10 protein-coding genes are annotated in these 14,253 nt (G+C 64.3%); 3 read left to right on the top strand and 7 right to left on the bottom strand.

Annotated features, from left to right (window positions below; genetic code table 11):
• Nucleotides 1-12: 12 nt before the first annotated feature.
• Nucleotides 13-3,594, top strand: a complete 3,582-nt coding sequence (locus AC1TQG_RS13450) for an indolepyruvate ferredoxin oxidoreductase family protein (RefSeq protein ID WP_482137628.1) — start codon at nt 13-15, stop codon at nt 3,592-3,594.
• A gap of 121 nt (nt 3,595-3,715) precedes the next feature.
• Here AC1TQG_RS13450 and AC1TQG_RS13445 read toward each other — a convergent pair whose 3' ends face one another.
• The 6 genes from AC1TQG_RS13445 to sucC form a co-directional block, all read right to left on the bottom strand.
• Nucleotides 3,716-4,351 carry an SACE_7040 family transcriptional regulator gene (locus tag AC1TQG_RS13445; protein WP_482137627.1) on the bottom strand — a complete coding sequence of 212 codons (636 nt, stop codon included), beginning with the start codon at nt 4,349-4,351 and terminating at the stop codon, nt 3,716-3,718.
• Nucleotides 4,352-4,452: 101 nt separating this feature from the next.
• A complete protein-coding gene (locus AC1TQG_RS13440) occupies nt 4,453-4,917 on the bottom strand; it encodes an RDD family protein (protein ID WP_482137625.1) in 465 nt (154 codons plus the stop codon).
• A complete protein-coding gene (locus tag AC1TQG_RS13435; RefSeq protein ID WP_482137623.1) occupies nt 4,914-5,609 on the bottom strand; it encodes a hypothetical protein in 696 nt (231 codons plus the stop codon). Before AC1TQG_RS13435 ends, AC1TQG_RS13440 begins: the two co-directional genes overlap by 4 nt.
• Before the next feature lie 146 nt (nt 5,610-5,755).
• Complete coding sequence (locus AC1TQG_RS13430; protein ID WP_482137621.1) at nt 5,756-6,109, bottom strand: cupin domain-containing protein; 354 nt, start codon at nt 6,107-6,109, stop codon at nt 5,756-5,758.
• Between the two features lie 144 nt (nt 6,110-6,253).
• Complete coding sequence (sucD, locus tag AC1TQG_RS13425; protein WP_482137619.1) at nt 6,254-7,144, bottom strand: succinate--CoA ligase subunit alpha; 891 nt, start codon at nt 7,142-7,144, stop codon at nt 6,254-6,256.
• Nucleotides 7,145-7,157: 13 nt separating this feature from the next.
• Nucleotides 7,158-8,321 (bottom strand): ADP-forming succinate--CoA ligase subunit beta, encoded by a 1,164-nt coding sequence (gene sucC / locus AC1TQG_RS13420; RefSeq protein WP_482137617.1) that lies wholly within the window; start codon nt 8,319-8,321, stop codon nt 7,158-7,160.
• Nucleotides 8,322-8,689: 368 nt separating this feature from the next.
• Between sucC and AC1TQG_RS13415 the strand changes: the two genes are divergently transcribed.
• Nucleotides 8,690-9,835, top strand: a complete 1,146-nt coding sequence (locus AC1TQG_RS13415; protein ID WP_482137615.1) for a M23 family metallopeptidase — start codon at nt 8,690-8,692, stop codon at nt 9,833-9,835.
• Nucleotides 9,836-9,943: 108 nt separating this feature from the next.
• Here the strand turns inward: AC1TQG_RS13415 and AC1TQG_RS13410 are convergent, their stop codons facing one another.
• Nucleotides 9,944-12,496, bottom strand: coding sequence for a UvrD-helicase domain-containing protein (locus AC1TQG_RS13410; protein WP_482137614.1), 2,553 nt, complete (start codon nt 12,494-12,496; stop codon nt 9,944-9,946).
• Between the two features lie 202 nt (nt 12,497-12,698).
• Here AC1TQG_RS13410 and AC1TQG_RS13405 point away from each other — a divergent pair, with 202 nt between their 5' ends.
• Nucleotides 12,699-14,243 carry a hypothetical protein gene (locus tag AC1TQG_RS13405; protein ID WP_482137612.1) on the top strand — a complete coding sequence of 515 codons (1,545 nt, stop codon included), beginning with the start codon at nt 12,699-12,701 and terminating at the stop codon, nt 14,241-14,243.
• Nucleotides 14,244-14,253 lie beyond the last annotated feature (10 nt).

The following is a 14,253-nucleotide window of genomic DNA, read 5'->3' as shown; positions in this document are numbered from 1 at the left end:
GGGTAAACAGCCATGACCCTCGTCCAGCACCACCGCAGCGACGGCGATCACGATCGCGATCCACTCGACGGCAACGGCGCCCGAGACGGAGCTCGACCCGACACCGGTGTTGAGTCCTTTTCGCTCGATGACCGCTATACCCGGGAGACCGGGACCGTCTATCTCACCGGCATCCAGGCCTTGGTCCGCATGGTCCGTGACCGCGCCCGCCTCGATCGCCGCCAGAACCTGAACACCTCGTCGTTCATCTCCGGATACGAAGGTTCACCGCTGGCCGGATACGACCTCGAGATCGCCCGCCGTGCGAAGTACCTCGACCCGTTCGACATCGTCCACCGCCCCGGTCTGAACGAAGACCTCGCCGCGACCTCGGTGATGGGTTCGCAGGTGGCGGCGCAGGTCGGCACACTGGCCGCCGGTACAGATGGCATCCCCCGGGACGGTGTCGTTGGCTACTGGTACGGCAAGGCGCCAGGACTCGACCGGGCCACCGACGCACTGCGCCACGCCAACATCATCGGCACCCACCCTGTCGGCGGTGCCGTGGCTCTCGTCGGCGACGACCCCGGCGCCAAGAGCTCCACGATCCCCTGCGCGTCCGAGATGGCGCTTGCCGACCTCTACATGCCGATCCTCTACCCCGCCGATTCCCAGGACATCCTCGATCTCGGAGTCCACGCCGCCATCATGTCGCGGGTCTCCGGACTGTGGACGTCGTTCAAGATCTCCGCACATGTGGCCGACGGCGCCTGCACGGCCGATGTCCATCCCGATCGCATCCTGCCCGTCTACGGCGACCTCGGCACCAGCCCCCACGTACCGAGCGGAAAACTGTTGGGCGCCAACCTGATGGAGCTCGAACAGAATCAGCTGACGATCCGGTTGCCACGGGCGGTCGAGTACGCCCGCATCAACCGGCTCAACCGGATCGCGGCACGCAGCACCGATGACCGGATCGGCATCGTCGCCGCCGGAAAAACCTATATGGACGTCCGGGAAGCGTTGCGGCTCATCGGCATCACCGACGACGACTTGCCGCGCCTGGGGATCCGCATCCTGAAGATGGGTATGGTCTATCCGTTCGAGCGCGAGATCATGGACGAGTTCGTCTCCGGACTCGACGAAGTGATCGTCGTCGAGGAGAAGCGTGACTTCATCGAAACGATGATGCGCGACATCCTCTTCCGGCGGCCGAATGTCCCCGCAATCGTCGGCAAGACACATGAAGACGGTTCCACCCTGTTCTCCCGATTCGGCGAACTCGACATCGATTCGGTCACCCGCGGACTCGCCGGCCGCCTCGCCCATCACCACCGGATCCCGGCGGCGCAGAACTGGCTCGACACCAAGGGCCGCAGTCGAGGACGGATCGAGATCCCCCTCGCGGTCCGCACCCCGTATTTCTGTTCGGGATGCCCCCACAACAGCTCAACCAAGGTGGCCGACGGGACCCTTGTCGGCGCTGGAATCGGCTGTCATGCAATGGTTCTCTTGATGGATCCGAGCCAGGTCGGTGACATCGCCGGCGTCACCCAGATGGGTGGTGAAGGCGCGCAGTGGCTGGGTATGGCGCCGTTCGTCGAACAGCAACATTTTGTGCAGAACATCGGCGACGGCACGTTCATGCATTCGGGTTCGCTCGCGCTGCGATCGGCCGTTGCCTCCGGCGCCGACATCACCTACAAATTGCTGTTCAACGGCACGGTCGCCATGACCGGCGGCCAAGATCCGGTTGGTCAGATGACACTGCCCCAGATCGTGAATCTGCTGCAGGCCGAACGGGTCAGCCGGATCATCGTCACGTCCGACGATCCCATCCGGACCCGGGCCCTGCACCTACCTGCCGGGGTCGAGGTACGGCCACGCGACGAGATGATGGCCGTCCAGCAAGAGCTGGCCACCACCACCGGTGTCACCGTCCTCATCCACGATCAGGCCTGTGCCGCGGAACAGCGCCGTAAGCGCAAGCGCGGCAAGGCTGCCACACCCACGCAGCGCGTGATGATCAACGAACGCATCTGCGAGGGCTGCGGCGACTGCGGCGAGAAGTCGAACTGCCTGTCGGTGCACCCCGTCGACACCGAGTTCGGACGCAAGACCCGGATCGATCAGAGTTCCTGCAACTTCGATTTCTCATGCCTGCAGGGCGACTGCCCCTCCTTCGTCACGGTCACCCCCTCCGACAAGGAGAAGATCCGCCACACCGTTGCCGACATCGGCGACGACTCACTGCCCGAACCGGTGTCGTCCAAATCCATCGACAACGGATTCACGTTGCGGGTCACCGGCATCGGCGGCACCGGTGTCGTGACGGTTTCCCAGGTGATCGCCACGGCCGCTGTCCTCGACGGTCATGTCGCAAGGACCGTCGACATGACCGGCCTGGCACAAAAGGGTGGTGCGGTCGTCAGCGACGTCAAGGTCAGCGCGGGTGTGGTCGAGCAGGCAGCCAAGGTCGCCACCGGCGACTGCGACATGTACCTGTCCTGCGACGGTCTGGTTGGCGTCGATCCCGCGAATCTCAAGGTCGCCTCCCCCGAGAAGACCACCGCCGTGGTGTCGACCACCAAGATCCCCACCGGAGCCATGGTCATCGACACCTCTGTCTCTTATCCCGACCACACCGCGATCGCGGACTCGATCGGCCACTCGGTGGCCCGCGCCATCTACCTCGACCCCGGCGCGTTGACACTCGACCTGTTCGGCGACGAGCAATACGCCAACATGCTGATGGTCGGTGCCGCTTACCAATCCGGTGCGATGCCGATCTCGGCCGATTCGATCGAACGTGCGGTTGAGCTGAACGGCGTTGCGGTAGAGCGCAATGTGCAGGCGTTCCGGCGTGGACGTCAAGTGGTTGCCGATCGCGCCGCGGTGTCTGCGGCCATCGCCGCCACCCATCCGGCCCCGCCACCGAAGCAGCCGAGCAACGACGCGGTGCGGTTGACCGCCGAGTTGACCACGGTGCGACCCGGTGTCCGGCAGCGTGTTCAGCATCGTGCCGACGAGCTGGTCGCGTACCAAAATCTCTCCTACGCAACCGAATACACCTCGTTTGTCACCCACGTTGCCCAACGCGGCGACATCGACGACCTGACCGACGCGGTGGCACGCAATCTGTTCAAACTCATGGCATACAAGGACGAATACGAGGTTGCGCGACTCACCCGCGATGCCGCCTTTGCCGCCGAGGTCGCTGATCAGTTCGGCGACGACGCCAAGGTTGCGGTTCGACTGCATCCACCGACGTTGCGGGCGATGGGCATGAAGAACAAGATCGCCCTCGGCCGCCGGGCAGCACCGGCTCTGGCCGCGTTGGCCAAGGCAAAGCGGCTGCGCGGCACCCGGTTCGATCCATTCGCCCGAGCCGCGGTCCGCACGACCGAACGCGCTCTGATCGGCGAATACCGCGACGTGGTCGAGCGGGTACTGACCGGACTGGCCGACGGGACAATCACCCCGGACCGCCGGCATGATGCGGTCGCGCTTGCCGAGTTGCCGGACATGATCCGCGGCTACGAGGACATCAAGCTGGCCAACGTCGACCGCTATCGCGAGGCCGTCGCTGTCCAGACCGCCGCCCTCGGCATCTGACCCTAGCCCCGTCGCTGCCCCACCTCCCAAATTCGCGCCACTTACTCACGAACGCGCCGGTTGCAACCGGCGCACACGCAGGCAAGCGGCGCGAATTTCGGGAGGGAACTGTGGGAGCTCGTCAGGGGCGTGCGGCGGTCAGTGCCGCGCGCGCCATCTGCGCCAACAATTTCTGCTGGCGGGCGATCTCGAGCTCAGGCAACCGCGGGGAGGAGTTGATCAGGCCGAAGGCCGCGTGGACTCGCGTTCGGCCCTCCTGCCGCGGGATCGACGGGTCGACCCGGACGAGAACGTCGGTCCACAATTCGACGTATTGGCGCTGCAGTCGCCGAACCTCACGACTGGCCTCCGGTGTCAGGGACGACAGGTCGCGATCCTGCACGCGAATGAGCTCCGGTTCGGTGGTCGCGAAATCCACGTGGAACTCGATGAGCCGCTCCAGCGCGTCGACGTCGTCGGTCGATGCGGCCACCACCGCCTGCCCGCCTGCATGCAGGCGTTGCGAAATGGTGATGAGCATTTCTGCCAGCACGGCGTCCTTACCGGAGAAATGCCGGTACATCGCCGGACCACTGACGCCGACCGCGGCGCCGATGTCTTCCAGTCGCACACCGGCAAAACCCCGTTCGGCCATCAGTCGGGCTGCCGCAGCAAGCAGTTCACGCCGACGCGCGGCCTTCGCCAGACCACGACGGGTCACCGGGGCAGGCGACGGGGAACCCTCCGTCGCAGATGTCCCCTCGGTTGCAAATGTCATGGTCTGTTGAGAGTACCGAGGTACACCCCCGTCACTCCAACAAATCGGTCGGTTCCACAGACTTCACGTGACGGTTGCGGCATCGGTGAGCCCACGCCATCTCACCAGGCGTAGATGACCCGGCTTCGCAGGACCATGTCCTGAACCGACCGGCGGCGGCGGTCAACTACCACCCAGGCCAATCCGATCGGAAAGAACGCACAGAACGCTGCCCGCAGCAACGCGCGGGCCGGGCCGAGTCGACTTCCGTTGCGACTGACCACTTCCAAACCCATCGCCACCGATCCGACGGTCCGCCCCGATACCGTCCAGCACGCGGTCAGATAGATCAGCACCACCGAATACGAAACGACACCCGAGGCCAGAATGTTCGGGTTCGGTGCGCTGAACGATCCGGTGGTGAACAGCAAGTCCAGCAGCAAGATGAAGAGATACATCGCTCCGAGAATCACAATGACAACCAGCACGTCGATCGCGGCTGCCGTGCCCCGGCTGACGATCCCTGCCAGCCGGGTGTCGAGTGCGTCCTTGTTGGTGTGGTGCGGCTGGTGTGTCGCATCGGTCATGACTGACCGGCCGGTGGCTCGTGGGACCCGCGCCGGTGCACATCGACAACGATTTCGCTGACCGCGGTGGTCGCTTCGACCTCGCCGTTGACCACTCGCCCACCGTTGTGGGGAGTCGGCTTGCGGCCCAGCAGTTTTCCGAAGACACCGGCAACGACGTCGTCGGCCCGGGCTCCTTGGACGCGGACGTCATCGAGAACACCGTTGGTCAGGGTGGTGGTCGAATCCCGGACGATCGCCTCCAGGTCGACGCCATCGATGACCTCGTTGGCGATTCCGATCAGGTCGACACGACCGAGTATGGCGTCGATATCGATCCGCGCCGCGATCATATCGATGTCGACGCCGCCCACCGCACGATTGAGATCCACCGTCTCGATCACCGAATCGATGTCGACCCGGCCCAGAATCGCGTCGATATCGATCCGCGCGGCAATGCCGTCCAAGTCGATCTCGGTGGCGATCTTGTCGAGGTCAACGTGATTGAGGACGAGTTCGGTCAGATCGACTTCGTCGACGAGTGCGGTGATCACCTCGCGGATGACGACTTTGAGCGCGGCCCGGGTCAGTTCGATCGTAGAGTCGATGAGCTGCTCACCCAACGCGGCAGCCGCCGCCGCTCCGCGCTCGAGCAACGGGCCGGTTACCGGAATGCGGATGGCCACACCATAGAGTCCACGAACTCCACTCACGACGCTCGACGCTGTCGTCGCACCAGTGACCATTGGTCTACCGCTCTCTTCGCCGCTGTCAAAGCCGGTGCCTTGTACCCCCTACCGCTCATAGAACGATACTCGACCTCGGTGTTCTGGCGGCAGAACCGGGTGACCCGCGACTACTACGCCCCTTTGAGGACCAGCAGCGTCGCAGCCGAGTCCTCCACGGCGACAAGCTTGTGCGTCACACCCGCAGCCACCTGGACCGCCGATCCTGGCGAGAGTTGCACGCGCTCACCGCCCACCGAGAACTCGATCAAACCGCGCTGACCGATCACCAGGATTTCCATCGTCGATCGATGATCGTCGATCACCTGGCCGGCCCGCAGCGACAGGTGCACCACATTTGCCCCGGCGAGCTTTGCCACGACGTCGATCTTCGGCCGGCCGGTACCAGAGTCGACCACCTCGTCGAGACCGGTGAACACCGTGAATTCGACTGTCGGCCCTGGGTTTTCTGCCGGAACATCGGTCATGGATCAGCCTTCCGCGGGGGGGGTGTAGCAGTAATTCGACACTACGTGTCATGCACCGCGGGGGCCAGGACCAACGCAAATGTCGATGGCGTCGACCCGGAAAACCCGGGTCGACGCCATCGACGTTGTCAGCGCAGTGCGCTGTTACAGATTCTTGTAGATCTCGCGAGCGAGCGCCGCGGTCGCGGACGGCGTCTTGCCGACCTTGACTCCGGCGGCTTCGAGCGCATCCTGCTTGGCCTGCGCGGTGCCCGAGCTACCCGACACGATGGCGCCTGCGTGGCCCATGGTCTTGCCCTCGGGAGCGGTGAAGCCTGCCACGTAACCGACAACCGGCTTCGTGACGTTGGCCTTGATGTAATCGGCTGCACGCTCTTCGGCGTCGCCACCGATCTCACCGATCATCACGATGATCTTGGTGTCGGGGTCCGCCTCGAACGCCGCGATGGCGTCGATGTGGGTGGTTCCGATGACCGGGTCGCCGCCGATGCCGATGGCGGTCGAGAAGCCGATCTCACGCAGCTCGAACATCATCTGGTAGGTCAACGTGCCCGACTTCGACACGAGGCCGATCGGGCCCGAGCCTGCGATGTTGGCCGGGGTGATGCCGACCAGCGACTCACCCGGGGTGATGATGCCGGGGCAGTTCGGTCCGATGATCCGGGTCTTCTTGCCCTTGGACTCGTTGTAGGCCCACGCATACGCGCTGTCCTGCACCGGGATGCCCTCGGTGATGACGACGAGCAGACCGATCTCGGCGTCGATGGCCTCGATGATCGCGTCCTTGGCGAACTTCGGCGGCACGAAAGCGATCGACACGTCGGCGCCGGTCTTCTCGATGGCCTCGGCCACGGTGCCGAACACGGGCAGCTCCACGCCGCCGTCATGGCTGACGGTGGTGCCTGCCTTGCGGGCGTTGACGCCACCGACGACCTGGGTGCCGGCCTTGAGCATCAGCGCGGTGTGCTTGGTTCCCTCGCCGCCGGTGATGCCCTGGACGATGACCTTGGAATCTTTGTTCAGAAAAATCGACATTGGTCTACAGCTCCTACTTGCTCGCCAGTTCGGCGGCCTTGTCGGCAGCCTCATCCATGGTTGCGACGACCGTCACCAGCGGGTGGTTGGCCTCGGCGAGGATGCGACGACCCTCTTCGACGTTGTTTCCGTCCAGGCGCACGACGAGCGGCTTGTTGGCCTCGTCACCCAGGGTCTTCAGTGCGCCGACGATGCCATTGGCAACCGCGTCACACGCGGTGATGCCGCCGAAGACGTTGACGAACACGCTCTTGACCTGCGGGTCGTTCAGGATGACGTCCAGACCGGCAGCCATGACCGCAGCCGAGGCGCCGCCACCGATGTCCAGGAAGTTGGCAGGCTTGACGCCCTTGTGCTTCTCGCCTGCGTAGGCGACGACGTCCAGGGTCGACATGACCAGACCGGCACCGTTACCGATGATTCCGACCTGACCGTCGAGCTTGACGTAGTTGAGGTCGTTTTCCTTGGCCTTGAGCTCAAGCGGGTCGGTGGCGTCTTTGTCTTCGAACGCCTCGTGACCGGGCTGACGGAATGCGGCGTTCTCGTCGAGCGTGACCTTGCCGTCGAGGGCGAGGATCTCATCGTTCGGCGTACGCACGAGGGGGTTGACCTCGACCAGGAGTGCGTCTTCGTTGATGAAGACCTCCCAGAGCTTCTGGATCGTGACGGCCGCGGCGTCGAGCACCTCGGCGGGCAGCTTGCCGGCTTCGGCGATCTCGCGGGCGAACGCGAGGTCGACACCCTTGACGGCGTCGACGGGGATCTTGGCCAGTGCGTCAGGGCTCTCTTCGGCGGTGACCTCGATCTCGACGCCACCCTCGACCGAGCACATGGCCAGGTAGGTGCGGTTGGTGCGGTCGAGCAGGAAGGAGATGTAGTACTCCTCGGCGATGTCACTCGCCTCTGCGACCAGCAACTTCTTGACAACATGGCCCTTGATGTCGAGGCCGAGGATGGCCTCCGCATTTGCAACTGCGGCGTCGACGTCAGCGGAGTACTTCACGCCGCCCGCCTTACCGCGGCCGCCGACCTTCACCTGCGCCTTGACCATCACGGGCTTGCCGATTTCTTCGGCGATTTCACGTGCGCCTGCAACCGTGTCGGTAACACGTCCTGCCGAGGTCGGCACCCCGTGCTTGGCGAAGAGTTCCTTCGCCTGGTATTCGAAGAGATCCATTCAGCTCACCATCTCGTAGGTTTGTCCGCAGTTGGTGCCTGCGAACCATCGATGACTCTAACGCCGCGCGAAACGCCGTCGGCCATTGCTACCGCCGCTTGTGCCTCAGATCACTTACTGATTGTTCACTCGGGGAATCATTTGCAGGATTCGTCTGCGACCAGCGACGAGGCATATCGAGAAAGCGTACGCAATTACGTGATCCAGGTCACATTCGGGGCCTCAAATCCGTGAGCGGTTGCGGCCGTTGCAATCGTTTCGTTACCGTCGCTAGGTCAGAAGGTCACGGATTTGTCACAGTAAATTATTCGTGCAGTTCGGTGGAACTACCTCGACTGCTTCTGTACACGCTAGGAAGGCTCAATCAGTTGGACGCTCGTGAAACGAAACCCGGAGGCGGCGCAGGTAAGCGCGCTTCGGCCGGAACTCTAGACGAGCAGCGCCCTGATGCCTTACGTGACGAAGAGATCACCAGCATCATCCCGATCGACGACTTCGGTCTCGAGCAGTATGCAGACGGACCTCTCAGCCAATGGCGTAACGATTCGGCCACGGATACCCGTGCAAGCCACCGCTCCACCGGTACTCGTCGTTTCGATCGCGACGCCTACGACCAGCCTCGGCCGGCCGAGGTCACGCAAGACATCGTTGTCGCCGAGATCGAGTTCGACGAAATCCTCCACGAACATCCCTTTGAGGTCCGTGGCGCTGAATTCGACGACTTCGCCCCGCAAGACGATGCTCCCGAATGGTCTCCACAAAGACAACGTTCCCCCGGGCGCAGTGGCGGTAAACACCGCATCACCGCCCCGCCGCAGGCACTGAAGGGCCGCGCCGCACTTCTTGCGGTCGCCGCCGGTGCCGCAGTGGCCGCAGCAACGGGATCGTTTGCACAGCAATCCGACGAGGCCACACCCACGACGGCCGCGAAGACCGCCACGCCGACTCCCGCAGCAATGGTCAGTACCGGTAGCGGCCCAGCAGCCGCAATGGCTACTGCACCGATACCGGTCAACATGGACACCTTTACGGCCCAGCTCGCGACCGGCCAGCAGATCGCCGACGAGAAAGTCGCCGCAGAAATCGCAGCGCGCCGTCCGACGATCGTCTCCCCCATCGATCTCGGGACCTACGACTTCACCTCGGCATACGCCAGCCGCTGGGGAACATTCCATGGCGGTATCGACATGGCAGCCCCGCTTGGTACGCCCATCCACGCCGTCACCGACGGTGTTGTGATCGCGGCAGGCCCGGCTTCCGGATACGGGCACTGGGTCCAGATCCAGGCACCTGACGGCACCGTCACGATGTACGGCCACATGTCATCGAGCGGCGTGCACGTTCAAAAGGGCCAGACCGTGACCGCGGGCGACGTCATCGCCGAGGTCGGCAACGAAGGCTTCTCCACCGGACCCCACCTCCACTTCGAGGTCTGGAAGAACGGCACCACCAAGACTGACCCGACGCCGTGGCTCGCCTCACACGGTGTGCAGCTCTCCGGCTACGCCAGCTGACCCGAACATCTTGTTCCCGCGGGCTTTTCAGCCCGCGCCGGCACTGCGAGACCTGAAGACAACAGGAAAGCCTGCATCGATCTGATGCAGGCTTTTCCTGTCGGCGACTCAGAGCTTTTCTACCGGTAGCCCGCCGAACGACATCAGCGTGATCTGGCCGGCGCTGCCGAAGTCGAACTTGACCCGTTCGGTCGGACCGGCGCCTTCCTTGGCAACCACTTTGCCCATCCCGTATTTGGCATGGGTGACCCGATCCCCCACCTCCACGTGGACCTGCTTGTTACGACCACGGGTGGGTGAGCCGAACGACTCTCGACGCCGCGAACCGGACCCGGCCGAACCGCCGAAGCGCTCGTCACCGAAGCCGCGGCCGTTGTCGCCGTAGTCGCGGGTGCCATCGCTCAACCCGCGCCCCATGCCGCGCTTGGGTTCAGTCCGTCGCCACTCGATGAGATGTTGTGGAATCTCTTGCAGGAAGCGCGATTCCGGGTTCTGCATCGGAGTGCCCCAGGCCGAGCGAACCATCGCCCGGCTCAGATACAGCCGCTTGCGCGCACGCGTGATGCCCACGTACGCCAGCCGGCGTTCCTCCGACAACTCGGCCGGATCGCCGAGGGACCGCATGTGCGGGAACTGCCCGTCCTCCCAGCCGGTCACGAACACCACCGGGAACTCCAGGCCCTTTGCCGTGTGCAGGGTCATCAGCGTGACGACACCATCTTCGTTGTCGGGCACCTGGTCGGCATCTGCCACCAAGGCCACCCGTTCCAAAAACGCGGCCAGAGAACCGGGTTCGGGCTCACCCGGATCCGGCTCGAGATCTGGGTCCTCGGGCTCGGGCGACAGGACTCCGTCGGCGGCCTCACCGATCTGCGTTTCCGGTATCTGCGTCGCCACCGCTTCTGCGGCCTCGGCACTGAATTCCCTTGCCACCGAGATCAATTCGTTGATGTTGTCGAGGCGGGCACCGTCTTGCGGATCCGATGAACCCTCGAGTTCGTAGCGGTAACCGGTACGTTCGACGATCGCATCCACCAGCTCGCCGATGTCGCCGGCTTCGCTGCCGGCATCCAGCTCGACGATGTCAGCGGCATCGGATCCGCCCTCACCGAAGTTCGACAGGAAGTCTTTGCGCAACCCTTCGATGAGTTCGACGAAAGCCGAGATCTGTTTGACCGCACGGGTTCCCAGTAGCGGGACCTTGCCCTCGGAACCGTCGATCAGCGCCTGGTAGAAGCTGATCCCGGTATTCTCCGAGTGGACCGCGACGCAGGCCTCGGCGCGATCGCCGATCCCCCGGCGCGGGGTGTTCAGGATGCGGCGCAAACTCACCGTGTCATCCGGGTTGGCGACCGTTCGCAGGTACCCGACGATGTCGCGGACCTCTTTGCGTTCGTAGAAGCGGACCCCGCCGACAACCTTGTACGGGATGCCCAGACGGATGAACACCTCTTCCAGCGCACGCGAGGCGGTGTTGGTGCGGTAGAACGCGGCGATCTGCGAGTAGTTGAATTCCCCGGAATCGGTGAGAGCGTCGATCTCGCGGGCGATGAACTGTGCCTCGTCATGCTCGTTGTCGGCAACGTATCCGACGATGAGTTCACCGTCACCGGAGTCTGTCCAGAGCTTCTTCTCGCGGCGGCCGACGTTGCGTGAGATGACCGCGTTGGCGGCCGACAAGATCGTCTGGGTGGAACGGTAATTCTGTTCCAGGAGAATCGTTTCGGTGTTCGGGAAGTCACGCTCGAATTGCTCGATATTGCGGATCGTCGCGCCCCGGAAGGCGTAGATCGACTGGTCGGCATCACCGACCACACACAGTTCTGCGGGCGTCACGTTGCCGATGGCGCCGGTACCGACCAACTCGCGGACGAGAACGTACTGCGCGTGGTTGGTGTCCTGGTACTCGTCCACCAGAACATGCCGGAACCGACGCCGGTAGTACTCGGCGACCTCTGGGAAGGCCTGCAACAAACCCACGGTCTCGCCGATCAGGTCGTCGAAGTCGAAGGCGTTCGCGGAGCGCAATCGCTGCTGATACTGCCGATAGATCTGAGCAATCGTCTTCGATGCGGGCTCGCTGCCCTCTTCGGCGGCGGCCATCGCCGCATCGGGATCGACGAGTTCGTTCTTGAAGTTGGAGATCGAGATGCCGACCCCGCGCGGACTGAACTTCTTCGGATCCAGATCCAGGTCGCGCACGATCATGCCCAGCAACCGGCGTGAGTCATCGGCGTCGTAAATGGAGAAGTTCGAGTTCATCCCGCTCAGCAGCGCCGCCTGGGCCCGCAGGATGCGGACACACGTCGAGTGGAACGTGCTGACCCACATGCGTTGCCCTCGCGGGCCCACCAGGTCGACGACCCGCTCCCGCATCTCGGCGGCCGCCTTGTTGGTGAAGGTGATCGCGAGGATCTGACCTGGACTGACCTCACGTTCGGCGAGCAGGTAGGCGATCCGCCTGGTGAGCACGGCGGTCTTACCCGAACCCGCGCCTGCAACGATCAGCAGCGGCGAACCGGCGTGCAGTACCGCTGCCCGCTGCTGCGTGTTCAGCCCGTCGAGCAATTCTTGGGCACGCCGTGATTCGGCGCGGGTGCCCTCGTGCAGGTTTCCAGTGGCCATGCCCGGCAGCGACGGGTGGGGAGCAGCGCTTTTCATCGTGCCCCAAAGTTACCCGCTCACACCGACACCTCACGACTCCGCCGGTCCTGGCAAGCGTTCGGTAACATCATCGCCACTCGAGCTCGGATCACGTTGGTACGCATGCGCCACGTGAGCCACTCGGTGGCCGATGCGGGGTGGGACCCGCACCACACCGGGGGATGCAGCCGGACAAAACGAATGGGTGGGGGGCACCACGTTGAAGAGCAATGCAATCCCGAAGGTCGCGTTGGGTATTGCCGTGGTGGCGCTGATCGCGGTCGTCGTGGCCATGTTCATCCCGCGCGCCGCCGACGGGGCCGCGGTGGCACCCTCGGCGATCCTGGCCCAGAAGCAGCTCGGGGCGGTCGCTCTGGAGTTCGCGAATCAGCGCGGCGCCACGTACTCGGGCACCGTCACCTCCGGCACCGACAAGATCAACCTCGACGATGTCGAGGTGACCGCAGGCGGTGACCTGCGCGGCACGATCAAGGTCGGTGGCGAAACCGCCGACATCATCGGCGTGAACGGTCAGACGTACGCGAAGGGTTCGGCCAGCTTCTGGAAGAGCCATCTGGAAAAGCCCAAGATGAACTACGAGGCCGTCGCCAGCGATTGGGCTGCCCTGGACCCGGCAACATTCCCCGACCTGGGTCGCCTCCTGGCCCCGTCCGCACTCGGCCTGGCACTGTCCAACGACAACTCTTCGCTGGACATGACCGAACGGGGACAGGCCACCGGCCTCGTCGGAACCCCTGACGGGCGCTTCACACCGGGAACACTTCCGGACATCGTCGTCGAAGAGGACGACACGATCGTCGCCGGTGGCAGCCTGCGCACCACGACTGTGGCCGAAACCAACACCCTCTCGACCGTTGCCGGCCCACTGGATCAACCGGGTGGCTCGGTCATCGAGGTCGATCTGTCCGTCGAACCCCTCGGCGCCGACGAGATCGCCCGGATCTACGACGCGATCGATGAGCAGGCCGCGACTCTCACCCACATCCCGGCGCCGTATCTGAACCCGAACTTCGACGCCAGTGGATTCCGCCTCGCGGTGTTCCCGGCCCCGTGCACCCCGCCGGTCTGTGAGTACATCGTCACGTACGTCGCCACGACCCCCGGGACGAGCGCGCCGGGGTCCATCACCATCGTCGGCGACATGACCCTGACCCTCAACGACCGGCCGGTGGGCGGCACCTGCACCCGCACGGTTGTCATCCCCCTGAACGGCCGGGGCGAAACCCGCTGCCCCTTCACGGTCGGATCCGGCGAGGACGGCACCCTCAAGGGTGACGTCGCATATGTCTTCACCGTGTACCTCGATCAAGACGCCACAGTCCTGACCCGCGCGCTCGCCGGCAACGAACAGGTGTCCACCGCCGAGCCGACCGGAGTCTGGAGCCGAGACGGATTCAAGGGCACTCTCGAGAGCCGGGACTACAACCAGCAGATCACCGGCATCAACTCCACCAACACTTATGTCGTCGGCGGGCAGGCATTCGACGGCCGCGCTCCCGACGGCACGTTGCTCACAACGTTCGGTCCGGGCTACTCGGACAACATCGGCAGCGATGGCGCGCTGAGCAGCAGCTGGGAAGGCACCGAGGCCATGATCGCGGCCGCGCAGGCCCAGACCGATGCCGCGCAGGACACCCCGGTCCGGTGGGTCTTCGCCGAATCCGATGCCGCCGCAGCCACCGAGAAGACGCTGGAGAAGGCGGGGGTCAGCGGTATCGAGGTGGTCACCGTACCGGCGGTGTGATTCGAGACAG

It is taken from the genome of Williamsia sp. Y844 (assembly GCF_056786475.1).
This window is presented reverse-complemented; position numbering and strand designations above follow the sequence as displayed.

What these genes read in the sequence shown, in the direction of transcription:
- sucD (WP_482137619.1), bottom strand. Translation starts at nt 7,144, where the DNA reads ATGTCGATTTTTCTGAACAAAGATTCCAAGGTCATCGTCCAGGGCATC.
- AC1TQG_RS13410 (WP_482137614.1), bottom strand. Translation starts at nt 12,496, where the DNA reads ATGAAAAGCGCTGCTCCCCACCCGTCGCTGCCGGGCATGGCCACTGGA.
- sucC (WP_482137617.1), bottom strand. Translation starts at nt 8,321, where the DNA reads ATGGATCTCTTCGAATACCAGGCGAAGGAACTCTTCGCCAAGCACGGG.
- AC1TQG_RS13445 (WP_482137627.1), bottom strand. Translation starts at nt 4,351, where the DNA reads ATGACATTTGCAACCGAGGGGACATCTGCGACGGAGGGTTCCCCGTCG.
- AC1TQG_RS13440 (WP_482137625.1), bottom strand. Translation starts at nt 4,917, where the DNA reads ATGACCGATGCGACACACCAGCCGCACCACACCAACAAGGACGCACTC.
- AC1TQG_RS13450 (WP_482137628.1), top strand. Translation starts at nt 13, where the DNA reads ATGACCCTCGTCCAGCACCACCGCAGCGACGGCGATCACGATCGCGAT.
- AC1TQG_RS13430 (WP_482137621.1), bottom strand. Translation starts at nt 6,109, where the DNA reads ATGACCGATGTTCCGGCAGAAAACCCAGGGCCGACAGTCGAATTCACG.